Genomic DNA, 22,312 nt, shown 5'->3' with positions numbered 1-22,312 from the left:
GGTCAATCCGAGCCGACCAAGAGACCGATCCTCCCTCAATCAGATGGCCTTCATATATGAATAGATTTCCCCGGACAGCCCTGCCGTTTACGGGGAGAAATGCCCGGCAGGGCAATGAAGGGGGCAGCGCTGCCGTCGGGAAGAAAGCGTAGTTCGGCGGCGTTTGCCAATCATGCAAACATCGATCACCAACACTCCAACCCGCTACGGCTGGGCGACCATCATTCTCCACTGGCTGATTGCGCTGGTCTTCATCGGCCAGTTCGGGCTGGGCTTCGTCATGGTGCGGCTGACCAGTCAGCGTACCGCTTTCGAACTGATCCAGCTGCACAAATCCTTCGGCTTTCTGCTGCTCGGCCTGATCATCCTGCGCATCGCTTGGCGCCTTGGCAATATATGGCCGCCGCTGCCGCGCTCGGTCGGGATCCTGGAGCGTCGGGCCGCACCGCTGGCTCATCTTGCGCTCTATGCCTTTCAGCTTGCCTTGCCCTTGTCCGGCTGGGCGCTGGTGTCGGTCTCGATGCTGGAGATCCCCAGCCTGCCGTTCAATCTGTTCGTCATGCCGAACCTGCCGCTGGCCGAATCGGACGCGGCCGAGAGTTTCTGGGCGGCAACGCATTGGTATCTCGCCTATGCCGGCATGGCGCTGGTCGCTCTCCATGTCGCGGCGGCGCTGCGGCACCATTTCCAGCTCAGGGATGGCATGCTCACGCGCATGATCACGCCTTCGTCGGATGACAGTGGGGAATAGAGCGGCCGGCTCGCTCGTTCATGGGAGAGGGCGCGGAAAATGCGTTGCCCCAAAAAAAGGAACACCTCCATGTACACGCGCATCCTCGGATTTGCGGCGGTCGCCGCTTGCCTTGCCATGCCTGTTTCCGCTGCCGTCGCGCTTGGCGCCGCCGCCGGCAGCTATTCGGTCAGCCCGGCCAGCTCCAGCATCCGCTTTTCCATCGGCAAGGTCGGCGGCGGCGGCCTCAACGGCGCCTTCGCCCGCTTCAAGGGCACGATCCGCATCGACAATTCCGATGTCGGCCGCTCGCAGGTCAATTTCACCATCTTTCCCGAAAGCGTCGGCACCGGCCAGGGCCGCATCGATGCCTTTCTGCGCTCCGACGCGGTGTTCGACACCGCCAACAGCCCGGAAATCCAGTTCCGTTCGACCAGCGTGACCCGCACCAGCGACACCACGGCCCTGGTCACCGGCCGGCTGACGGCGCGCGGCAAGACGTTCCCGGAAAAATTCACGGCCGAGCTTGGCGGTCTCAAGGCCGGCACCATAAAATTCCATGTCACCGGCAAGGTGCTGCGGTCGCGCTACGGCATGGATGTCGGCACGCCGATCTATTCCAACATCGTCGACTTCGACATGACGTTGACGGGGAACAGGGGTTAGCTCTCTGCCAGCACCTTTGCGACTGGCAGACACACCTCGCGCATCGTCATCCTGGGGCGCAGCAAGGAGCGAAGCGACGCGGCGCAGACCCCAGGATCCATGCCGCGACATCAAGGCGTTGCGACGGTCCAGAATCCGTTCCGCTGCATTTCTCGGCTGATGTCGCGGCATGGATCCTCGGGTCAAGCCCGAGGATGACGAAGGCGCGCTTCGATGGACAGTCTCCAATTGGCTTTTCCGGCGATTTCGGGCAAACCTCGTGGCCTGTAATCGTGATGGAGAAGCCTGATGTTCCGATGGGGTGTGTTGTCCACGGCCAAGATCGGCCGCGAGCATTTGTTGCCTGCAATGGTCGAGGCGGAGAACGGCGCGCTGTCGGCGATCGCCAGCCGCGACCTGTCGAAGGCTAAGGCACTGGCCGAGCGCTTCGGCGCCCGCCATGCCTTCGGCTCCTATGAGGACCTGCTCGCCTCCAACGAAATCGACGGCGTCTACATCCCGCTGCCGACCTCGCAGCATGTCGAATGGACGGCCAAGGCCATCGAAGCCGGCAAGCATGTGCTGGTCGAAAAACCACTGGCGCTCGACGCCAAGGATATTGCCCCACTGATCAAGCTGCGCGACGCCAAAAAAGTGCTGGTCTGCGAAGCCTTCATGGTCATCTACCACCCGCAATGGATCAAGGTGCGCGATCTCATCGCCAGCGGCACCATCGGCCGGCTGCGCCATGTGCAGGGCGCGTTCTCCTATTACAATGTCGACCCCAACAATATGCGCAACAAGCTCGATCTCGGCGGTGGCGCGCTGCCCGACATCGGCGTCTATCCGACCGTGTCGACGCGCTTTTCCACCGGCAAGGAGCCGCTGCGCGTGCAGGCGACGATCGAGCGCGACAAGAAATTCGGCACCGACATCTATTCCTCGATCCGTGCCGATTTCGGCGACTTCGAACTGTCGTTCTACCTGTCGACGCAGATGGCGGCGCGCCAGTTCATGGTGTTCCACGGCGAGAAGGGTTTCATCGAGGTGTTCTCGCCCTTCAATGCCGGGCTCTACGATCATCACCGCGTCGAACTGCACAACCAGAACCACACCGAGGCGCAGGTGTTCCGCTTTCCCGGCACGCAGCAGTACCGGCTGGAGGTCGAGACCTTCGCGCGAGCGGCACAGGGCAGCAAGGAGCGCGTCTTCACACTGGAGGAATCCGTGCTCAACCAGAAGGTCATCGACGCCATCTTCCGCGCCGGCGGCAAGGATAGCTGGGAGACCGTCTAACGCATTGCTTTAGCCGGCTAATGGGGAGGGGAAAATGTCTGACGATGCGGACGTGATCATTGTCGGCGCCGGCCTTGCCGGGCTGGTTGCCGCCGCCGAACTTGCCGAGGCCGGCAAGAAAATCATCATCGTCGACCAGGAGCCGGAGCAGTCGCTGGGCGGCCAGGCGTTCTGGTCGTTCGGCGGGCTTTTCCTCGTCGATTCGCCCGAGCAGCGGCGCATGCGCATCCGCGATTCGCATGATCTGGCGCTGGAGGACTGGCTGGGCACCGCCGCTTTCGATCGCCCGGAGGATTTCTGGCCGCGCAAATGGGCGGAAGCCTATGTCGGCTTCGCCGCCGGCGAGAAGCGCTCGTGGCTCCTGCAGCGTGGCCTGAAATTCTTCCCCGTCGTCGGCTGGGCCGAGCGCGGCGGCGGCAATGCCATCGGCCACGGCAATTCGGTGCCGCGCTTCCATATCACCTGGGGTACTGGTCCCGGTGTGCTCGAACCCTTCGTCCAGCGCGTGCGAGAAGCTCAGAAGCAAGGGTTGATCAGCTTCAAATTCCGCCACCGCGTCAACGAGTTGACCCGCACGGGTGCCACCGTCAACGGTGTGCGCGGCGACCTCCTGCAGCCGAGCGCCGTCGAGCGCGGTCACAAGAGTTCGCGTGAAATATCAGGCGATTTTGCATTCCGAGCGCAGGCTGTGATCGTCGCCTCCGGCGGCATTGGCGCCAACCATCAGCTTGTCCGGGAAAACTGGCCGCAGCGATTGGGCGCGCCACCAAAGCGCATGATCACCGGCGTGCCCGACCATGTCGATGGCCGCATGCTGGCGATTACGGAGCAGGCCGGCGGCTCGATCATCAACCGCGACCGCATGTGGCATTATGTCGAGGGCATCAAGAACTGGGCGCCGATCTGGACCGACCATGCCATTCGGATATTGCCCGGCCCGTCATCGCTGTGGCTCGATGCGCGCGGCAAGCGGCTGCCGGTGCCGCTCTATCCTGGCTTCGACACACTCGGCACGCTCAGCCACATCATGAGCACCGGCTTCGACTATTCCTGGTTCATCCTGACCAGGAAGATCATCCAGAAAGAGTTCGCGCTGTCGGGCTCCGAGCAGAACCCCGATCTGACCGGCAAGAGCTGGCGCCAGGTGCTCGGCCGCGCCACCTCGGGCATCCCGGATCCGGTGAAAGCCTTCATGGAGAAGGGCGAGGACTTTATTGTCGAGGCGGATCTGCCGACGCTGGTCGCGCGCATGAACGCGCTCGCCGGCGGCGAGCCGCTGCTGGAGCTGGCCCAGGTCGAGCGCGAAATCCGCGCCCGCGACCGGCAGCTCGACAATCCGTTCTCCAAGGACATGCAGATCACCGCGTTACGCGGTGCGCGTGCTTATCTTGGTGACCGGCTGATCCGTACGGCCAAGCCGCACAAGATGCTCGACCCGGCAAACGGCCCGCTGATCGCGGTGCGCCTAAATATCCTGACCCGCAAGACGCTGGGTGGCCTGCAGACGGACCTCGACAGCCGCGTGCTGGGTGCCGATGGCCAGCCGGTCGCGGGGCTCTACGCAGTCGGCGAGGCCGCCGGGTTCGGCGGCGGCGGCGTGCACGGTTATGCGGCGCTGGAAGGCACGTTCCTGGGTGGCTGCATCTTTTCCGGCCGCGGCGCCGGCCGGGCGGCGGCCGCGGCCGTGCGATAAAGCCTAAACCGCGAGACGATAAATCCGCTCACCAGAGCCAGGCGCCTTGTCCGAGGGCGGCCGCCGCATCGACGATCCGGGTAAAACTCGCGCGGGCACGACCGACCGTGTGCCGGGCTCTGAGATAGCCGTGCACCAGGCCCTGTTCCTCGAACCAGTAAGCCCGTCCGCCGGCCGCGACGATGCGGTCGCGATAGGCTTCGCCGTCAGACGACAGGGGGTCGCATTGCGCGGTGATCAGCACCGTCGGCGGCAGGTTGGCGAAATCGGCGTCGGCAAGCGGCGACTGCGTGATATCGCCGGTGCCGTCTCGCCCGCCGGTGCGGATGTTCTTGTAGAATTCAAGATCGCGCATGGTCAGCATCGGCGCTTCGGCATGCCTGAGATAGGATCCCTTCGACCGGTCGCCGCCGAGGCCGGGATAGATCAGCACCTGGCCGATCGGCCGTTTCGCGTGGCCGCGTGTCGCGTGGCTGACGGCAGCGGCAAGATTGCCGCCGGCACTGTCGCCGCAAAGCAGAATTGGGTGGTTGCGGGTGGAGGCGGCCCATTCGAAGGCGCTCATCACATCGTCGAAGGCCGCTGGATGCAGGTGTTCCGGCGCCAGCCGGTAGTCGACCGAGATCACCTCATAGCCGGTGCGGGCGCAGAGTTCGGCGCAGACATCGTCATGGCTGTCCAGCCCGCCGAGGATGAAGCCGCCGCCATGGAAATACAGCACCGTCACCGCTGCTTGGCGTGCGCTTCGGTAGATGCGGATCGGAATGTCGTGGGTGGGCGTTGCAATGGCGGACGTTTCGACCGTGACGCCGTCGGGATAGCCGGCAAAGAACTCGCGGCACATGCGGTCATAAATCTCGCGCTGCTGCGCGATCGTGAGATCGATCGTATCGGGCGGGTAATAGGAATTGGTCCGCTCGATGAAGGCCCAGGTCTCGGCGTCGATGAGGGTTTTGTAGTCGGTCATGCTGGCCGCGCCGACTGCAAAGGTTGAGCCCAGGCACCCCCCTCTGTCCTGCCGGACATCTCCCCCGCAAGGGGGGAGATCGGCAGCGTTGATCGCGGCGCTCGTCCTACAGCGTTGACGGTTGGCGAAAGCAGAAACGACATCCAATCTCCCCCCTTGCGGGGGAGATGTCCGGCAGGACAGAGGGGGGTGTGACGGAACGCCATCATCTCGGCAAAAACCACTACTTCCCCTTCCATACAGGCTCTCGCTTTTCCGCAAACGCTCGAAAGCCTTCCATATTGTCCTCGGAGCCGTAGAGCGCATCGACGGTCGGCAGCTGCCGGCGCGTCACCTTGTTCATCGCGTCCTGGAAAGCGAGCGCCTCGGCGACCCGCGCCGTTTCCTTGATCGCGGCGAACACCAGCGGCGGGCCGCCGGCCAGCAGCCGGGCGATCTCCCAGACGCGGTCCTCGAGTTTCTCCTTGGGCAGCACTTCGTTGACCAGGCCCCAGCGATGCGCCTCGGCGACATCCATCCAGCGCCCCGTGAGCAGCAGGTCCATGGCGACATGGTAGGGGATGCGCTTCGGCAGCTTGATCGTCGCCGCGTCCGCCAGCGTGCCGGCACGGATCTCGGGCAGTGCGAAGGAGGAATGGTCGGAGGCGTAGATGAGGTCGCAGGACAGCGCCAGCTCGAAACCGCCGCCCACCGCCATGCCGTTGACGCAGGCGATGACTGGCTTGTTGAGATCGCGCAGTTCCTGCAACCCGGCAAAGCCGCCGACGCCATAATCGCCGTCGACCGCGTCGCCGCCGGCGGCGGCCTTGAGATCCCAGCCGGCGCAGAAGAACTTGTCGCCGGCGGTCTTGACGATGGCGACCCGCAAGCTGGGATCGTCACGGAACGCCTTGAAGGTTTCGCCCATCAGCCGCGAGGTCTTGAGGTCGATCGCGTTTGCCTTGGGCCGGTCGAGCGTGACTTCCAGGATCGCGCCCTCGCGGCGGGTCGAAATGACGTCAGACATTCTTCTTGTCTCCCAGCACCAGCAGTGCGTCGGCGATCCAGGCGCCCTTGCCCTCGGCGCAGACGATCAGCGGGTTGATGTCGAGTTCCTCGATCTCGCCGGCATTCTCCTGCACGAAGGCGGCAATGCCCGAGATGGCGTCGATGGCAGCCTGGACATCGGCCTTCGGCCGGCCGCGATAGCCTTCGAGCAAAGGATACAGCTTCAGGCCGCGCAACGCCGCCTCGATGTCGTCGCGGGTCGCCGGCAGCATCAGCGTGACGCTGTCGCGCAGCAGCTCGACCAGCACGCCGCCGGTGCCCAGCGTCATCACCGCGCCGAACATCGGATCGCGGGTGAAGCCGACGATCAGTTCGGCGACACCATCGCGCACCATACGCTCGACATAGAGCCCGGTGCCGAGCGGCAAGAGGTCATGCGCCGCGGTGCTGACGGACTCGGCGTCTTTGAGATTGAGCCGCACCGCGCCGACCTCGGATTTGTGGGTGACGCCCAGCGCCTTCAGCGCCACCGGGAAGCCGAGCGCCATCGACGAGATCACCGCCTCGACCGCATTGGCGGCGCGTTCGCCTTTCGGCACCGGCAGGCCGGCCTCGATGAGGCGGGATTTCGCCTCGGCCTCATCGGGGGTGACGTGGTCGCCGGCAGGCGCGCCGGAGGCGGACGTGTCGATCGGCTGCGCCTGCGGCTCGTGCCACGCCCAGCCGATGAAGGCCGCCGCCTGGGCGGCGTCCATGGCTTCGGAAATGCCGAACAACGGCACCATGCCGCGTGACATCAACTCGGCGGTGTATTCCTCCGGCAGGTTCTCCGGCAGCGAAGAGACGATCGCGCCGTGCGCCTTGTTGGTCTTCAGCGCCGATTCGAAGGCGCGCAGCGTCGCCCACCAGTCGGTGACCGAGCAGCGGTCGGGGCGCGGGAAGTCGAGCACCAGCATGTTGAGGTCGAAGCCGCCCGACACCATGGCGGTGAAGGTGGCGGTCATCGCCGGCTCGTTGTTCCAGATGAAGGTGTGATAGTCGAGCGGATTGGCCACCGCGACGAGCGGCCCGAGTGTCGATTTGACATGGGCGCGGTGGGTGTCGCTGAGCATCGGGAAATTGACCCAGCGGCCTTCGGCACTGTCGGCCATGACGGAGGCCTCGCCGCCCGAGCAGCTCATCGACGACAGCCTATAACCGGGCAAAGGTCCGGTGATGTGCAGCAGCTTCAGCGCCTCGATGAAGGCGGGGATCGAATCGACCCGCGCAATGCCGAGCCGCCTCAGGAAGGCGCCCGATGCCGCGTCCGAGCCGGCGAGCGAGGCGGTGTGCGAGACGGTCGCCTGCCGCGCCTGTTCGGAACGGCCGACCTTCATGGCGATGATCGGCTTCCTCAGCTCGCGGGCCCTCGCCGCCAGCCGTTCGAAGCCGGCTACGGAATCGAAGGCCTCGATGTGCAGGCCAAGCGAAGTGACCCGCTCGTCCTCGATCAGGCCGAGCGCCATTTCCGACAGGCCCGTCTGCGCCTGGTTGCCGGCGGTCATCAGAAAGGCGATCGGCAGGCCGCGCTTCTGCATCGTCATGTTGATGGCGATGTTGGACGACTGGGTGATGATGGCGACGCCCTTGCCGCCCTCGGCCAGTCGGATGCCGCCATGCTGGTCGGGCCACAGAAGCGCGCCGTCGGCATAGTTGATCAGGCCGTAGCAATTCGGCCCGATGATCGGCATTTGGCCCGCCGCCGCGACCAGCTCGGCCTGCAGCCGCTCGCCGTCGTCGTCGTAGGCTTCGGTCTCGAGGAAGCCGGCGGCAAAGCAGACGGCGCCGCCGGCACCGCGCTCGGCCAGCGCCTTGACCACTTCGATCGTCAAATGCCGGTTGACGCCGACAAAGGCGGCATCCGGCGCGCCCGGCAGGTCGGCCACCGAACGGTAGGCCTTGCGGCCGGCGACCTCATCCTTGGTCGGATGCACCGGCCAGATCTCGCCGGAAAAGCCCATCTTGATCGATTGCGCGACGACGGCCGCGGCCTGCGCGCCGCCGAAGACGGCAATCGATCTGGGGCGCAAAAGACGTTCGAGTTTATGCATGGTCATCTTTTCGTTTGAGCATCATCTTCTCCCATGCCGAACTCCGGCTTTGGGGATCATGCTCTAAGCCCCGAACGGACGCAGCAGCGCCCGCGAAATAATATGTCGCTGTATCTCCGAAGTGCCTTCCCAGATGCGCTCGACGCGGGCGTCGCGCCAGATGCGCTCCAGCGGCAGGTCGTCCATCAGCCCCATGCCGCCATGGATCTGGATCGCCTCATCGGCGACGAAGGCGAGCATCTCGGTGGCCTTCAGCTTGGCCATGGCCATGTCCTGATCGGTGACGGTGCCTTGATCGTACTTCCAGCCGGCTTCGAACACCATCAGGTCGGCGGCCTTCAGTTCGGTCGCCATGTCGGCGAGCTTGAACGACACGCCCTGGAACTTGCCGATCTGCTGGCCGAACTGCTGGCGCTGCGCGGCGTATTCGACGGCATGGCCAAGCGCCCGCTCGGCACGGCCGAGACAGGTGGCGCCGACCTGCAGGCGCGTGGCGCCGAGCCATGAATTGGCGACGTCGAACCCTTTGTGGACTTCGCCCAACACCTGGCTTGCGGGAAGCCGGCAATCATCGAATTCGAGGATGGCGTTGGTGTAGCCGCGATGCGAGACGTTGCGATAGCCGTCACGAACGGTGAAGCCTTTGGTGCCCTTGTCGACGAAGAACGCGGTGATCTTCTTGCGTTTGCCGCGCGCCGACTCTTCCTCGCCCGAGGCCATGAAGACGATGGCGAAGTCAGCCAGATCGGCGTGGCTGATGAAATGCTTGGTGCCGTTCAGCACCCAGTCGTCGCCATCCCGCACGGCGGTCGCCTTCATGCCGCGCAGATCGGAGCCGGCGCCCGGCTCGGTCATCGCCAGGCAGTCCCATTTCTCGCCACGGATACAAGGGAACAGGTACTTCTCGCGCTGCTCGGGCGTACCGGCCAGGAGGATGTTGGAGGGCCGCGCCACGCAGGTCCAGTGCAGCGCATAATTGGCGCGGCCGAGTTCCTTCTCGTAGAGCAGCCATGTCACCGTATCCAGGCCCGCGCCGCCGACATCGGCCGGCATGTTGGCGGCATAGAGTCCGGCCTCGATCGCCTTGGCCTTGATTTCCTCGATCAGCTCGCGGCGCAGCACGCCGGTGCGCTCGACCTCGCGCTCATGCGGGTAAAGCTCGTTCTCGACGAACGCCTTCGTCGTCTCGACGATGAGCCTCTGTTCCTCCGACAGCCCGAAATCCATGCTCTCAGCCTTTCTTCTTGCCGGTCTTTTTCTTCGGCTTTTCGGCTTTCTTCACCGGCTTCAACGCCTTGGCCTTCTCGGCGGCCTTGGAGGCCGTAGGCTTCTTCGCCGCCAGCTTGGCCAGTTGTTTGGTATAGTCCTTGTGCAGGGCGCCGGCGCCCCAGCCCTTGCCTTTGTTCTGCTTCGACAGCGCGTCCATGATGGCGACCAGATTGTCGTCGCGGATCTTTTCGAGCTCGCGGATCGACAGCCCATGCGCCTGGTCGTCCGACTGCGTGGCGATCAGCTCGACCAGCTCGTCGTTGAATTCTGGCACGTCCATCAGCTTGGTCCATGGCCATTTCAGGCACGGCCCGAACTGCGCCATGAAGTGGCGCATGCCGGCCTCGCCGCCGGCGACGCGATAGACCTGGAACATGCCCATCTGCGCCCAGCGCAGGCCAAAGCCGTAGCGCATGATGTCGTCGAGTTCCTCGACGGTGCAGATGCCGTCCTTGATCAGCCACAACGCCTCGCGCCATGCCGCTTCGAGCAGGCGGTCGCCGACGAAAGCCTCGATCTCCTTGCGGATGACGACAGGCTTCATGCCGATCGAAGCATACATTCCCTTGGCAACCTCGATCGCCTCGGGAAAGGTCTGCTCGCCGCCGACGATCTCGACCAGCGGCAGGAGATAGACCGGGTTGAACGGATGGCCGACGACCAGTCGCTCCGGATGCTTCTTCATCGCCACCTGCATGTCGGTCGGCTTGATGCCGGAGGTCGAGGAGCCGACAATGGCGTTGGCCGGCGCGTGGGCGTCGATCTCGGCCAGCACGCGGTGTTTCAGGTCGAGCCGCTCGGGCACGCTTTCCTGAATGAAATCGGCATCGGCAACCGCCTCGGCGATGGTCTTGGCGAAGGTCAGCTTGCCCTCCTTGGGCAGTCCGCCGGGCACCATCTGCTTGTAGGCGCGGCGCGCGCCCTTCATCACTTCGCCGACCTTACGCGATGCCTCGGGATCGGGATCGAAGATCGACACGTCGATGCCGTTGAGCAGCAGGCGCGCCACCCAGCCGGCGCCGATGACGCCGCCACCGATGGCGGCTGCCTTGTTGATAATGCTCATGCGGAGGCTCCGGTTCTTGTCTTGGCTGTTGTAAGGTCGATGAGAGGCACGCGCTCGCCGGCGCGGACCACGGAGGCGTCGTAGGCCTTGCGGGCAAACACCTCGAGCACGAAGGGCCGGAAGAAGTCGATCGGTAGGGTGTCATAGTCGGGGTCGAAGCTCGACTGGTCCCAGCGTTCGCAAAACTGATCGCAATCGTCGAAATAGGCGTGGCCGGCGAAGCGATCGCGCGCATGGCGGTTGCCGCCCAGATGATGGGCATAGTAGAGCCGCTGGAAGTCGCCATGCTTCTCCACCACCCAGGTGCATTGTTCGCGCACGAAGGGTTTCAGGATCGAAGCGGCATATTCATCGTGATTGTAGGGCGCGTAGATGTCGCCGATGTCGTGCAGCAAAGCGCAGGCGATCCAGTCGGTGTCGGCGCCGTCACGCCAGGCGCGCGTCGCCGCCTGCAGCGAATGGCCGAGCCGCGTGATCTTGTAACCCGACAGGCCCTCATCGAGCTGGACCAGCGCGTCGAGCAGCCGCTCGCCGGTCCTGGCCGCATAGTCGATCTCATGCGCGGTCAGGAAATCGTAGTCGTCCCGGTCGCCATCCTTCATCGCGGTGAATTTGACGGTAGTCATGCCGACCCTCCCGGCGAATGAACCTTCCTGTTTGAGCATGATCTTATCCGAAAACCGGTTCCCACTTTTCGGGATCATGCTTATGCCGCGATCGGCGCCCGCTTGGTGAGGTTGAGCTTCTGCCGGACCTCTTCCGGCCCAAGAATCCTGGCGCCGAGATTGGTGACGATGCTGGCGGCGCGTTCGACCAGTTGTGCATTGGTCGCCAGCACGCCCTTGTCGAGCCACAGGTTGTCTTCCAGGCCGACCCGGACATTGCCGCCGGCCAGCACGGCGGCGGCGGCATAGGCCATCTGGTTGCGGCCGATGGCGAAGGCCGACCAGTTCCAGGTCGACGGCACATTGTTGACCATGGCCATGAAGGTGTTGAGATCGTCGGGCGCGCCCCAGGGCACGCCCATGCAGAGCTGTACGAGCGCGTCGGGATTGAGCACCTTTTCCTCGACCAGCTGCTTGGCGAACCACAAATGGCCGGTGTCGAAGGCCTCGATCTCCGGCTTGACGCCGAGCGCCGTCATCATGCCGCCCATGGCGCGCAGCATGCCGGGCGTATTGGTCATCACATAGTCGGCCTCGGCGAAATTCATGGTGCCGCAGTCGAGCGTGCAGATTTCCGGCAGGCACTGACGCACGTGTTCCATGCGGTTGGTGGCGCCGCCCATATCGGTGCCTTTTTCGTTGAGCGGCAGCGGCGCTTCCGGCGAGCCGAACACCATGTCGCCGCCCATGCCGGCGGTCAGGTTCAAGATGACGTCGACTTCCGCCGCGCGAATACGCTCGGTCACTTCGCGATAGAGATGCACGTCGCGCCTGGGCTTGCCGGTTTCGGGGTCGCGCACATGACAGTGGACGATCGCAGCGCCCGCCTTGGCCGCATCGATGGCCGAATCGGCGATCTGCTTGGGGGAGCGCGGCACGTGCGGGCTGCGATCCTGCGAGCCGCCGGACCCGGTCACGGCACAGGTAATGAAAACCTCACGGTTCATCGCAAGCGGCATGGAACTCTCCTCCGAATAGAACAAGCCATGCATGTCGCCCAAAAGTGGGAACCGGTTTTGGGATGACGACATGCACAAGAGCTGACCACAATGCCCGACTTGCCGGAAACTGTTTTGCGTTTTACGAAGCTTCCATGACGAAAGGCGAAAAACCGACGATCTTTTGCGCCGAGCGCTCTCCGCTCAAGGTAACGCTGCTGGTGTTTTCCGGCTCGTCTATCATGTGCGTGGCCTCGGCCGTCGATCCCTTGCGCGCCGCCAACCGCATCTCCGGCGAGACCCTGTTCGATTTCAGGCTGGTCTCGGTGACCGGCGAGGCTCCGGTCACCACCTGCGGCCTGCCGGTGGCGGTCAGTGGCCGCTTCGATGCGGGCGAGCCGACCGACGTTCTTGTCGTCGTCGCCGGCTTCGGCACCCAGAATTATGCGACGTCGGCTCTGTTGTCAGGCCTGCGCAGGGCGGCGCGGACAGCACGCGCGTGCGGCGGTGTCGAAGCCGGCACCTGGCTGGTGGCGCGCGCCGGCCTGCTGGAAGGGCGCAGCGCCACCACCCACTGGGAGGACATGGAGGACTTTTCCTCGGCCTTTCCCGGCGTCGACGTGCGCCCGGACCGCTATGTCATTGACGGGCCGGTGTTCACGTCGGGCGGCGCGTCGCCGACCTTCGACCTGATGCTGCATTTGATTCGCACGCGGCTCGGCATGGCCGTCGCGCTCGATGTCGCCAGCGTCTTCATCTACGACCAGGCGCGTGCCGCGACCGACGCGCAGCCGCTGGTCTCGCTCGGCCGGCTCGACGGCTACGATCCGCGGCTGGCGCAAGCCATTCGGCTGATGGAATCGCATGTCGACCAGCCGCTCACCATAGAAGCGGTGGCAAAACGTGCCGGGGTGACGGCACGGACGCTGGAAAGCATCTTTCGCAAATCGATCGGCGAGACGCCAGGCGCCTATTATCTCAGGCTGCGCCTCGGTGCTGCCCGCAGGCTGGTGGTCGACACCAGGGTGGCGATGGCCGATATTGCCGGGCGGACCGGATTTTCGTCCGCCGCGGCATTTTCGAGGGCTTTTTCACGGGCTTTCGGCGAAGCGCCGGTCAGGCTGCGCCGGGGCTGAGTGCATGTCACCCAAAAGTGTATTTCGGTTTTGGGACAATGACATGCACAAAATCGGAAAGATCAGGCAGCGTCCTGGTGATCGCTGCCGCTGTCGATTTGCGAGCGCATCTGTCTGGCAAGATGGGTCTCGAAGCGGCTGGCCACGGCGCGGTCCCATTCGTTCGAGCGGTGTGTGCCATCCTTCGGATGCGGCATTGCCATCAGCCTATCGATGATCGATCCGGCCTCGCCCGCTGAGAGCAGGGCGTCGATTTCACGTTCGTTCTGCATATCGGGTCGCCTCCTTCTTCCTCACCCGCCACGAGCCGGTCTTATACGAGATACGTGACGGCAGTTTGAAGGCAAGAGCGAGGTCATTGAAGGGCGCCAAAGGGCAAAACCGTGTCGTCGCACCCGTCCTTGCGCAAAGTTTGTTCCCGCGTCCGGGCAGGCCAGGTCAAGGAGAGATCTAAAGCCGCTTTTCGAACAGCAGGCAGCCGAGGATCTATGTGGTCCTCGGCTGCCTGTCGCGAAAAGGGCTGACTAGAGCATTACCGCTCTAACGCTTTGTTTTGACGCAATTCCGGACGGAAAACCGCTTCACACTTTTCCTGGAATTTCTCTAGCAGGAAGCGATTGCCGCGGCTTTCAGTCAGACGTGGTGGATATCGGTCCAGAGGTCGGACTTCACACGTACCGGTTGACGATGTTTTCCAGCAGTTCCTGGCGGCCCGACCTTGGGTGCGGCTCGATCTTCTTCTTGACGACGCGCTCGGCGATATCTTCCAGCGTGCGCTTGCCGGACAGCATCGCCTTGCCCTCGGCCGTGTTCCAGCCGGCATAGCGTTCGGCCAGCGGTGCGGACAGCGCCTTGTCCTCGACCATCCGGGCCGCCGCCTTGAGGCCGCGTGCGCAGGAATCCATGCCGCCGATATGACCGATCAGCAGATCCTGTGGGTCGAGCGACTGGCGGCGCAGCTTGGCGTCGAAATTGGTGCCGCCGGTCTTGAAACCGCCGGCCTGCAGGACCTGGTAGTAGGCCAGTGCCATTTCAGGCACGTTGTTGGGGAACTGGTCGGTGTCCCAGCCCGACTGATAGTCGTTGCGGTTCATGTCGATCGAGCCGAAGACGCCGAGCGCATTGGCCAGCGCCAGCTCGTGCTCGAAGGAATGACCGGCCAGAATGGCGTGGCCCTGCTCGATGTTGAGCTTGACCTCCTTCTCCAATCCGAAGCGCTTGAGGAAGCCGTAGACGGTCGCGACATCGTAATCGTACTGGTGCTTGGTCGGCTCCTGCGGCTTCGGCTCGATCAGGATCGTGCCCTTGAAGCCGATCTTGTGCTTGTAGTCGACGACGAGGCTGAGGAAGCGGCCGGCCTGCTCCTGCTCGCGGGCAAGGTCGGTGTTGAGCAGCGTCTCATAGCCCTCGCGCCCGCCCCACAGCACGTAGTTCTCGCCCTTCAGACGCTTGGTGACGTCAATGCAGCTTTTCACCGTCGCCGCCGCATAGGCAAAGACATCCGGATCGGGATTGGTGGCGGCGCCCGACATGAAGCGGCGATTGGAGAACAAATTGGCCGTGCCCCACAAAAGCTTGACGCCGGTCTGCTTCATCTTTCCCGCGAAGTAGTCGGCGATCTCGTCGAGGCGGGCCGCACTTTCGGAAAAATCCTTGCCTTCCGGCCGTACATCGGCGTCGTGGAAGCAGAAATAAGGCGCACCGAGCAGCGAGAACATCTCGAAGGCGACATCTGCTTTCAGTTTCGCCAGTTCCATCGTGTCGGTGCCGCCGGCCTTGGGAAACCACGGCCGGTCGAAGGTCTGGCCGCCGAATGGATCGCCGCCCGGCCAGGCAAAGGAATGCCAGTAGGCGACGGCGAAGCGCAGATGGTCTTCCAGCCGCTTGCCGGCGACGACCTCGTCGGGATTGTAGAACCGGTAGGCCAGCGGATTGGTCGAATCCGGTCCCTCGTATTTGATCTTCTTGATGTCGCCGAAAAATCCGCTGCTCATGATTTCTGTCCTCTCTCGAATAGTTCGCCCTGATTACGTCAGGTAATTCGCCTTGATTACCTCAGGCGTAATTGGTTTCGTTCGTCCGCTGGTCGAAAAGGCTCGTGTCAGAACCGTCAAACAAAGGAGACAGACCATGACCGACCTCAACAAGATCGCCCAAAACTACATCACCGCCTGGAACGAAAGCGATGCCGAGCGCCGGGCCGACTTGCTCAAGGCGACCTTCACCGAAGACGTCAGCTATCGCGATCCGCTCATGCAAGGCGACGGCCATGAGGGCATCGCGGCTCTGATCGGCGGCGTGCAGCAGCGCTTTGCCGGGTTTCGCTTTTCGCTGAAGGGCACGCCGGACGGTTTTGCCGACAAGATACGCTTCTCGTGGAATCTCGGACCCGAGGGGACGCCTTCGGTGATCGAAGGCACCGATATCGGCGTCATCGAGAACGGCCGCCTGAAGAGCGTCACCGGTTTTCTCGACAAGGTCCCGGCGCAGTGAGGACTTCTGGGGGAGGCGGGCGTGAAGCACCCCCCTCTGGCCTGCCGGCCATCTCCCCCGCAAGGGGGGAGATTGGTTGGCGTCCGCGCCATCGCCAATCATCCACCTTGCAGGACTGGCATACCCGCCAACGCTGCTAATCTCCCCCCTTGCGGGGGAGATGCCCGGCAGGGCAGAGGGGGGTGCCTCGCGCTCATTCACGCGGTCACGCCCCTGATTGCCGGGTAGAGCGACCGGTAGCGCTGATACGCATCCGCATACGCCCCAGCGAGCGCAGCGTCCGGTTCAACGGTAGCATCCGTGCTGGGCGCCGTGCACACAGCCAGCGGATCGGCACCCGTCGCCGCGATCAGGCCGAGCCGTGCGGCGCCAAAGGCGGCGCCGAAGTCGCCGTCGGCGGGAATGTCGACGGGCAGTTGAAGCGCGGTGGCAATCGCCTTCAGCCAGTAGCGCGAGCGCGAACCGCCGCCGATCGCTGTCACCCGCGTCAAGGTCGTGCCGGCCTTGGCCAGGGCTTCGAGGCTGTCGCGGAAGGCAAAGGCGACGCCCTCCAGCACGGCCTGCGTCAGCACGGCACGGCTCGATTCATGCGCCAGCCCGGTGAACGCGCCGCGAATGGCGGAATCATTGTGGGGTGTACGCTCACCCGAGAGATAAGGCAGGAAGGACACGCCGCTGGGTGTCTTCAATGAGTCGCCGAGTTCGGCGGTCAATTCGCCGGCGCCTTTGCCGGTGATTTCGGACAGCCAGTTCAGCGAATCGGTTGCCGACAGGATGACGCCCATCTGGTGCCAGGTGTTCGGAAGCGCGTGGCAGAAGGTATGCACTGCACTTGCCGGGTTGGGCAGGTAGGACGCGTTGGCGGCAAACAGCACGCCCGATGTGCCGAGCGAGACGAAGGCGTGGCCGGCGCCGACCGTGCCCATGCCGCAGGCAGAGGCCGCATTGTCACCGGCACCGCCGGCGATCGGAATGCCGGCCTGGACGCCCCATTTCGAGGCCAGTTCGATACGCAGCGCGCCTGCCTTCTCCGTACCCTCGACCAGCGACGGCATCTGCTTTTCATCGAGCGATGTCGCAGCGAGCAGTTCCGCACTCCAGCGGCGCTTGCCGACATCGAGCCAGGACGTGCCGGCGGAATCCGACATTTCCGAAATGTGTTCGCCCGTAAGCCAGAGCCGCAGGAAATCCTTGGGCAGCAGCACTTTCGCGACCTTGGCGAAGACTGCGGGCTCGTTGTTCTTAACCCAGGCAAGCTTGGGCGCCGTGAAACCGGGAAATACGATGTTGCCGGTCAGCGCGCGGAAGCGCGGATCGGCGTCGAGGACGGCGGCCTCGGCATGGCTGCGTGTATCGTTCCACAGGATGCAGGGGCGCAGCACCTTGTCGGAGGCATCGAGCAGCGTTGCGCCATGCATGTGGCCGGACAGGCCGATACCCTTGACCGCGGCGAACTCCCCGGGATGCCTGGCCTTGAGATCGGCAATCGCCTCTTCGCAAGCGCGGATCCAGTCGTTGGGGTTCTGTTCCGACCAGCCTGGATGCGGCCGCGACACGTCGATCGACGCATGGCCGGAACCGATGACGGTTTGCCCGGCATCGATGAGCAGCGCCTTGACGCCCGATGTCCCGAGATCGAGGCCGAGATACATGGTTTCCTCCCCTTGCCATTAATTTTTTCGGGTCCCGAAATAATATGGCTTGGTCAGTTTCTAAGACAAGATCGGTCGCGGGTCAATTCTCTGACAAATCGGCGGCACGCCGGGAAAGCAGCGCCGACACCGGACTGTCGGGTCGCGCCATCGACCGTTCTGCCGTCAGCGCCCGGGCAAGCGCACCCTCACCGGCGCGCAGGGCCGCCTCGATCAGTGTCAGGTCGATGACGTCGCGTTGGGCGTGGCTGCCGCCGAAACGGTGGGCGATCGCCCGGATCGGCCGGATCAGGCGTACGGTCTCGGCATAGCTGCCCTCACCGAATGCCTTGATGGCGAGCGTGAGGGGATGGCCGACATCCCTGGTGAAATCCGCATTGTCGTCGTTGCCATGCATGGCCTCGCGCTGCGTGTCGAGCAGGGTCCGAGCCGGGGCTTCGAGCCCGGCGCCGACAAACGCCATCATCGCGTGGGCATCGTTGAAGGCATAATTGCCGGCGCCGGCGTTGCGCCAGTTTGCGGCGATTGCCGTCCAGCGGTCGCCGACATCGATGCAGCCAAGATAAAGCCGCCACAGGATTGCCGACGCATCGACCATGTTGAGCGCCATCGTCGATTGCACGCTGTAGATGGGGCCGTCATAGAGCGCCAGCACTTCGTCCGTTTCACCGAGATCATAATGGAACAGCGCCAGGTGCCACCAATTGTGCACCTGCAGGAAGCTCTCCCTTGTCCACGCCTCAGGGTTGGCGCGCATCCAGGCGATGCCATCCCTTTGCCGGCTTTGCATTTCCATGACATGGGCGACGGCATGCTGCGCCCAGCCGTCGCGCGGCTCCATGTCGACTGCCGAGCGGCCAAGCTGTTCGGCCCTGATATAGTCACCCATTTCCTCCAGCCCGAAGGCCTGCATGCCGAGCATGGCGTGATAGCCGGGCATGCCGCTTTGCCAGGACGGCAGGGCACGGGCGATGCGGTCGCGCAGCATGCGGGCATTGCCGGTGAAGAAATCGATCTGGTGGCCGACCTGCAGCGCCAACCCGTCGCGCGGGGTCTCGATGGTGATATCCTCAAGAACGCGGCTGGCTTGATGCCAACGCCCGTTGGCGAGATGACCGAGAGCCGAGACATGCGCCTGCTCGCGCGCGGTCGCGGCAAGCGGCAGTGCCGTCTCATGGCACGCCTTGGCCACGGCCGTCGCCTCCCGCTCGGTCGCAAGGCCGAACAGATAGCCCTTGAAGACATGCGCCATGACAAAGCCCGGATCTTCCGCGATGGCGCGGTCGATGGACGCCACGGGATCGCCGATGAAGCACTGCAGTTGACGCACTGCCTGGCTGTAGGGCGTGACTCCCGCCTCCGTTGCACCCGAAAGCGTCAGGCCGAATACGTCCCTGATTGCCATGCGATGTCCTTTCATCGACCCGTGACAGGCCCTCGATCCTTCGGCCCAAGGCGATCCTAAAGCATGAGCCACCGACACGCCAACCATGCGCGCTGCGTTTGCCGCATGCGTGCTGGATCCATCCGCCGGGAACACCGTTTACACCTGCGATAGCGGCGACTCGGGCGGCAGACCGAGGCGTGATCGCCAAGGTGACGGACAAGGTCAGCATCTTCGCCACCGGCGACTACACCACCAATCCTGGCGGCGACAAACGCCGCATCCTCGAAGGCAATTTCGGCTTCAGCGTGAAATAGTGAGGCGAAGGTGTGCTGATATTCAGGTGATGCCGGTTTGCCACGGCTGTTTTCGCTGACCGCCGAAGTTGGCGCTGCCCGACGAACGAATCCAACCCCCTACCTCAGTTACCCGAACGCATCGCCACCGTGGCGATGCCGGCGCCGACCAGCAGCGTGCCGCCGGTGCGATTGAAGATGCGGATCGCCTTGGGATTGCGCACGACGTTGCGTGCGCGTGCCGCGATCAGCGCATAGCCGAAGGCATTGGCGAAGGCGAGCGCCAGGAAGGTCGTCTCGAAGATCAGCATCTGCGTCCAGAAATCGGCGTGCCGGTCGAGGAACTGCGGCAGGAAGGCGACGAAAAGGTGATGCTTTTCGGGTTGAGCGCGGTGACCAGCCAGGCATGCGCCATCATCTTGGCCGACGACACCGCATCGGTGAGCGGTTCGGCTTTCAGCGCGCCGCCGGCACGAAACAGTTTCACGCCGAGATAGATCAGATAGCCGGCGCCGATCAGCTTCAGGATGGTGAAGACGGTCGCCGAAGCGGCCAGCAGCGCGCCGATGCCCAGCATCGACAAGGTCATCGCGGTGAAGTCACCAAGCGCCACCCCGACGGCCATCGGCAATGCGGTGCGCCAGCCCTGGCCCAGCGCGTAGGACACCACCAGAAGGATGGTCGGACCCGGAATGATGAGAAGGATCGTCGATGCGGCGGCGAAGGCGGCCCAGTTTTCGAAGGACATGCTCGTCTCCGTTGAGCGTAAAGAAGAGGATAAATCCTTGGGTCCGGAAGAATGTAAAGAGGCGATTCCCTAATTCGCCAACGGCGGACCGGTGTCAGTTCGCGCCGCAAACGCAGGCTGAGCAAGGTGTCTTCACGCTTTATCAACCATGAATGATGAAAATGCCTGCTATCCGGTCGGACCGTGCTTCCCGCCGACAGCGTAGGGTTTGGGTATATGGGTGAGTTGCCGCAGGGTCTGACGCCGCCGCGAAATGGCGACGCAATCGAAATCGATCATCATCTTTCCCGCCGCGCCATCCTGTCGGGGGCAGGGGCGCTCGCACTGCTCGGCGCCGCCGGTTGCTCGACCTCGGGTGGCGGCCTGCCGGCGCTCGAGCTCGACGGCGTCACCACCGGTTCGGTGCCGCCGATGCGGCCCGCGATCAGCGTCGACAAGAACATCACCAGCCCCGGCGTCATGTATGCGGCGCTGACCGACGGCGGCTTTAACGTGCCGGAAGTGCCCTATTTGAAGGTCAAGCCGGAATTCCGCCGCCAGATCGTCGTCGACACGACAGGCGAGGCGCCCGGCACCATCGTCGTCCACCTGCAGGAGCGCATGCTCTATCTCGTCCAGCCGGGTGGCGATGCCATCCGCTACGGCGTCGGCATCGGCAAGGACGGCTTCCGCTGGTCCGGCCGCGCCAACATCCAGTACGGCAGGGAATGGCCGACCTGGACGCCGCCGCCCGAAATGATCGTCCGCAAGCCGGAACTGGTGAAATGGCAGGCCGGCCAGCCCGGCGGCCTGACCAACCCGCTCGGCGCGCGCGCCCTCTACATCTACCAGGACGGCAAGGACACCGGCTATCGCATCCACGGTTCGCCCGAATGGGCGAGCATCGGCCAGGCGATGTCGTCGGGTTGCGTGCGCCTGATCAACCAGGACATCATCGACCTCTACAGCCGCGTCTCCAAGAAAAACCCGGTGGTGGTCGTCTGACACGTCATCCGCTCCACTCTTCCGTTGCGCGATAGCAAAAGACAGGCGAATGTGCCTGCGAATTCATCGCTCGGGAGACGTCAGGAATGGCCGGAACTTTTGTCATCGCGCAGGGCGGCGGCCCAACCGCCGTCATCAACCAGACGGTGGTCGGGGCGACGCTGGAGATCCGCAAGCGGCATCCCGGTGCCAAGGTCCTCGGTTCCATCCACGGCGTGCGCGGTATCCGTGACGGCAACTATGTCGACCTTTCCGCGATTCCCGAGGACCGGCTGCGGCTGATTGCCGGAACGCCGAGTGCAGCCCTTGGCTCGACGCGCGACAAGCCGGATGCCGCCTATTGTGACGTCATCCTCAACGGATTGAAGAAGGTGGGCGCCGACGCCTTCATCTATATCGGCGGCAACGACACGTCGGGCACGCAGCAGATCCTGACCGATGCCGCAGGCGGCACGATCGCCTTCGTCCACGCGCCGAAGACCATCGACAATGACCTCGAGGAGAACGACCACACGCCGGGCTTCATTTCGGCGGCCGAGTTCGTCGCTGGCGCCTTCCTGTCCGTCGACCTCGATTTTCGCGCCCTGCCCGGCATCTATGTCGGCATCGTCATGGGTCGGCATGCCGGCTTCCTGACCGCGGCCGCCGCCGCATGGCAGCTCGACCCCGACAGCGGCCCGCACCTGGTCTATGTGCCCGAGCGCCCCTTCTCGGCCGCCGGTTTCATCGACGACGTGCGCGCCACGCTCGATCGCCACAAACGCTGCATCGTCGCCGTTTCGGAAGGTGTCGGCACCGCCGATGGCAAGGCGCTGGTCGAAAGCCTGGTGCCGCCGGACAAGCTCGAGCGCGACGCGCATGGCAACGTCAAGCTGTCGGGCAGCGATCTGCCGGCCGCACTCGAGCGCGCACTGGCCGAAGGCCTGCCCGGCAAGCGCGCCCGCGTCGACGCGCTCGGCTACATGCCGCGCGGCTATATCGGCGCCATTAGCGCGGTTGACGCGCGGGAGGCTTTCGATGCCGGCGCCTTCGCGGTTGCCGTCGCCGAACAGGGCGGCGGCTCGGTGGCGCTGCAGTATGACGGCACCAAAACGGTGCTGAAGAAGGTGCCACTGAAGAACGTCGCCGGCAAGACCCGCCACATGCCGGACGATTTCATGAAGCCCGATGTCAATCAACTGTCCGATGCCGGTATGGCTTATCTCAAGCGGCTGGTTCCGGAAAAATACAAGGTCGGAAAGCCCTTCGTCTGATGCTGGGTCACAGCTGATGC

Annotated in this window: 19 protein-coding genes and 1 pseudogene; 8 read left to right on the top strand and 12 right to left on the bottom strand. The window is 64.1% G+C overall.

From position 1 onward, the window contains the following. Positions 1–172 precede the first annotated feature (172 nt). From NKH19_RS09140 to NKH19_RS09125, 4 genes are all read left to right on the top strand, one after another. On the top strand, positions 173–751 hold the full coding sequence (locus tag NKH19_RS09140; RefSeq protein ID WP_352869379.1) for a cytochrome b: 579 nt from the start codon (positions 173–175) through the stop codon (positions 749–751). A 69-nt stretch (positions 752–820) separates the two neighbouring features. Then, positions 821–1,396 carry a YceI family protein gene (locus NKH19_RS09135; protein WP_352869377.1) on the top strand — a complete coding sequence of 192 codons (576 nt, stop codon included), beginning with the start codon at positions 821–823 and terminating at the stop codon, positions 1,394–1,396. 288 nt (positions 1,397–1,684) lie between these two features. Then, the gene (locus tag NKH19_RS09130; RefSeq protein ID WP_352869375.1) at positions 1,685–2,671 is read left to right on the top strand and encodes a Gfo/Idh/MocA family protein; all 987 of its coding nucleotides are present in this window, start codon (positions 1,685–1,687) and stop codon (positions 2,669–2,671) included. Positions 2,672–2,705: 34 nt separating this feature from the next. Next, positions 2,706–4,364 carry an FAD-binding dehydrogenase gene (locus NKH19_RS09125; RefSeq protein ID WP_352869373.1) on the top strand — a complete coding sequence of 553 codons (1,659 nt, stop codon included), beginning with the start codon at positions 2,706–2,708 and terminating at the stop codon, positions 4,362–4,364. A gap of 28 nt (positions 4,365–4,392) precedes the next feature. Here NKH19_RS09125 and NKH19_RS09120 read toward each other — a convergent pair whose 3' ends face one another. From NKH19_RS09120 to bcoG, 7 genes are all read right to left on the bottom strand, one after another. Continuing rightward, the gene (locus NKH19_RS09120) at positions 4,393–5,331 is read right to left on the bottom strand and encodes an alpha/beta hydrolase (protein ID WP_352869371.1); all 939 of its coding nucleotides are present in this window, start codon (positions 5,329–5,331) and stop codon (positions 4,393–4,395) included. A 223-nt stretch (positions 5,332–5,554) separates the two neighbouring features. Continuing rightward, complete coding sequence (locus NKH19_RS09115; protein WP_352869369.1) at positions 5,555–6,337, bottom strand: carnitinyl-CoA dehydratase; 783 nt, start codon at positions 6,335–6,337, stop codon at positions 5,555–5,557. Next, positions 6,330–8,408: an acetate--CoA ligase family protein gene (locus NKH19_RS09110; protein ID WP_352869367.1), complete on the bottom strand. Its 2,079-nt coding sequence runs from the start codon at positions 8,406–8,408 to the stop codon at positions 6,330–6,332. Before NKH19_RS09110 ends, NKH19_RS09115 begins: the two co-directional genes overlap by 8 nt. Positions 8,409–8,471: 63 nt before the next feature. Beyond that, complete coding sequence (locus NKH19_RS09105; RefSeq protein ID WP_352869365.1) at positions 8,472–9,635, bottom strand: acyl-CoA dehydrogenase family protein; 1,164 nt, start codon at positions 9,633–9,635, stop codon at positions 8,472–8,474. A gap of 4 nt (positions 9,636–9,639) precedes the next feature. Beyond that, positions 9,640–10,743 (bottom strand): carnitine 3-dehydrogenase, encoded by a 1,104-nt coding sequence (locus NKH19_RS09100; protein ID WP_352869363.1) that lies wholly within the window; start codon positions 10,741–10,743, stop codon positions 9,640–9,642. Then, positions 10,740–11,369 carry an HD domain-containing protein gene (locus NKH19_RS09095; protein ID WP_352869361.1) on the bottom strand — a complete coding sequence of 210 codons (630 nt, stop codon included), beginning with the start codon at positions 11,367–11,369 and terminating at the stop codon, positions 10,740–10,742. The genes NKH19_RS09100 and NKH19_RS09095 overlap by 4 nt, the downstream gene beginning before the upstream one ends. Before the next feature lie 80 nt (positions 11,370–11,449). Further along, positions 11,450–12,367: a 3-dehydrocarnitine:acetyl-CoA trimethylamine transferase BcoG gene (gene bcoG, locus NKH19_RS09090; protein ID WP_023810589.1), complete on the bottom strand. Its 918-nt coding sequence runs from the start codon at positions 12,365–12,367 to the stop codon at positions 11,450–11,452. A gap of 134 nt (positions 12,368–12,501) precedes the next feature. Between bcoG and NKH19_RS09085 the strand changes: the two genes are divergently transcribed. Further along, positions 12,502–13,482, top strand: coding sequence for a GlxA family transcriptional regulator (locus NKH19_RS09085; protein WP_352869359.1), 981 nt, complete (start codon positions 12,502–12,504; stop codon positions 13,480–13,482). Between the two features lie 62 nt (positions 13,483–13,544). Here NKH19_RS09085 and NKH19_RS09080 read toward each other — a convergent pair whose 3' ends face one another. Together NKH19_RS09080 and xylA are read right to left on the bottom strand one after the other, a co-directional pair. After that, a complete protein-coding gene (locus NKH19_RS09080; RefSeq protein WP_352869357.1) occupies positions 13,545–13,754 on the bottom strand; it encodes a hypothetical protein in 210 nt (69 codons plus the stop codon). 396 nt (positions 13,755–14,150) lie between these two features. Then, on the bottom strand, positions 14,151–15,476 hold the full coding sequence (xylA, locus tag NKH19_RS09075) for a xylose isomerase (RefSeq protein WP_352869355.1): 1,326 nt from the start codon (positions 15,474–15,476) through the stop codon (positions 14,151–14,153). A 136-nt stretch (positions 15,477–15,612) separates the two neighbouring features. Between xylA and NKH19_RS09070 the strand changes: the two genes are divergently transcribed. Next, complete coding sequence (locus tag NKH19_RS09070; RefSeq protein WP_352869353.1) at positions 15,613–15,975, top strand: nuclear transport factor 2 family protein; 363 nt, start codon at positions 15,613–15,615, stop codon at positions 15,973–15,975. Between the two features lie 197 nt (positions 15,976–16,172). On the opposite strand, the gene xylB is transcribed toward NKH19_RS09070, so the two are convergent. The 3 genes and pseudogenes from xylB to NKH19_RS09055 all read right to left on the bottom strand — a co-directional run bounded on the left by xylB (position 16,173) and on the right by NKH19_RS09055 (position 20,055). Beyond that, positions 16,173–17,627 carry a xylulokinase gene (xylB, locus tag NKH19_RS09065; protein WP_352869351.1) on the bottom strand — a complete coding sequence of 485 codons (1,455 nt, stop codon included), beginning with the start codon at positions 17,625–17,627 and terminating at the stop codon, positions 16,173–16,175. A gap of 82 nt (positions 17,628–17,709) precedes the next feature. Further along, a complete protein-coding gene (locus NKH19_RS09060; protein WP_352869349.1) occupies positions 17,710–19,032 on the bottom strand; it encodes a tetratricopeptide repeat protein in 1,323 nt (440 codons plus the stop codon). A 400-nt stretch (positions 19,033–19,432) separates the two neighbouring features. Then, positions 19,433–20,055, bottom strand: a pseudogene (locus tag NKH19_RS09055) (LysE family translocator). A gap of 216 nt (positions 20,056–20,271) precedes the next feature. On the opposite strand from NKH19_RS09055, the gene NKH19_RS09050 reads away from it, so the two are divergent. Next, positions 20,272–21,039 carry a L,D-transpeptidase gene (locus NKH19_RS09050; RefSeq protein ID WP_352869347.1) on the top strand — a complete coding sequence of 256 codons (768 nt, stop codon included), beginning with the start codon at positions 20,272–20,274 and terminating at the stop codon, positions 21,037–21,039. Between the two features lie 86 nt (positions 21,040–21,125). Next, positions 21,126–22,292, top strand: a complete 1,167-nt coding sequence (locus tag NKH19_RS09045) for a diphosphate--fructose-6-phosphate 1-phosphotransferase (protein ID WP_352869345.1) — start codon at positions 21,126–21,128, stop codon at positions 22,290–22,292. Positions 22,293–22,312: the final 20 nt, after the last annotated feature.

The organism is Mesorhizobium sp. M1338, from assembly GCF_040318045.1.
Lineage (GTDB): Bacteria > Pseudomonadota > Alphaproteobacteria > Rhizobiales > Rhizobiaceae > Mesorhizobium.
This window is presented reverse-complemented; position numbering and strand designations above follow the sequence as displayed.

Excerpts from the sequence above, each read along its gene's own strand:
- NKH19_RS09140 (WP_352869379.1), top strand. The coding sequence starts at position 173 with ATGCAAACATCGATCACCAACACTCCAACCCGCTACGGCTGGGCGACC.
- NKH19_RS09135 (WP_352869377.1), top strand. The coding sequence starts at position 821 with ATGTACACGCGCATCCTCGGATTTGCGGCGGTCGCCGCTTGCCTTGCC.
- NKH19_RS09130 (WP_352869375.1), top strand. The coding sequence starts at position 1,685 with ATGTTCCGATGGGGTGTGTTGTCCACGGCCAAGATCGGCCGCGAGCAT.
- NKH19_RS09125 (WP_352869373.1), top strand. The coding sequence starts at position 2,706 with ATGTCTGACGATGCGGACGTGATCATTGTCGGCGCCGGCCTTGCCGGG.
- NKH19_RS09120 (WP_352869371.1), bottom strand. The coding sequence starts at position 5,331 with ATGACCGACTACAAAACCCTCATCGACGCCGAGACCTGGGCCTTCATC.
- NKH19_RS09115 (WP_352869369.1), bottom strand. The coding sequence starts at position 6,337 with ATGTCTGACGTCATTTCGACCCGCCGCGAGGGCGCGATCCTGGAAGTC.
- NKH19_RS09110 (WP_352869367.1), bottom strand. The coding sequence starts at position 8,408 with ATGCATAAACTCGAACGTCTTTTGCGCCCCAGATCGATTGCCGTCTTC.
- NKH19_RS09105 (WP_352869365.1), bottom strand. The coding sequence starts at position 9,635 with ATGGATTTCGGGCTGTCGGAGGAACAGAGGCTCATCGTCGAGACGACG.
- NKH19_RS09100 (WP_352869363.1), bottom strand. The coding sequence starts at position 10,743 with ATGAGCATTATCAACAAGGCAGCCGCCATCGGTGGCGGCGTCATCGGC.
- NKH19_RS09095 (WP_352869361.1), bottom strand. The coding sequence starts at position 11,369 with ATGACTACCGTCAAATTCACCGCGATGAAGGATGGCGACCGGGACGAC.
- bcoG (WP_023810589.1), bottom strand. The coding sequence starts at position 12,367 with ATGCCGCTTGCGATGAACCGTGAGGTTTTCATTACCTGTGCCGTGACC.
- NKH19_RS09085 (WP_352869359.1), top strand. The coding sequence starts at position 12,502 with ATGACGAAAGGCGAAAAACCGACGATCTTTTGCGCCGAGCGCTCTCCG.
- NKH19_RS09080 (WP_352869357.1), bottom strand. The coding sequence starts at position 13,754 with ATGCAGAACGAACGTGAAATCGACGCCCTGCTCTCAGCGGGCGAGGCC.
- xylA (WP_352869355.1), bottom strand. The coding sequence starts at position 15,476 with ATGAGCAGCGGATTTTTCGGCGACATCAAGAAGATCAAATACGAGGGA.
- NKH19_RS09070 (WP_352869353.1), top strand. The coding sequence starts at position 15,613 with ATGACCGACCTCAACAAGATCGCCCAAAACTACATCACCGCCTGGAAC.
- xylB (WP_352869351.1), bottom strand. The coding sequence starts at position 17,627 with ATGTATCTCGGCCTCGATCTCGGGACATCGGGCGTCAAGGCGCTGCTC.
- NKH19_RS09060 (WP_352869349.1), bottom strand. The coding sequence starts at position 19,032 with ATGGCAATCAGGGACGTATTCGGCCTGACGCTTTCGGGTGCAACGGAG.
- NKH19_RS09050 (WP_352869347.1), top strand. The coding sequence starts at position 20,272 with ATGGGTGAGTTGCCGCAGGGTCTGACGCCGCCGCGAAATGGCGACGCA.
- NKH19_RS09045 (WP_352869345.1), top strand. The coding sequence starts at position 21,126 with ATGGCCGGAACTTTTGTCATCGCGCAGGGCGGCGGCCCAACCGCCGTC.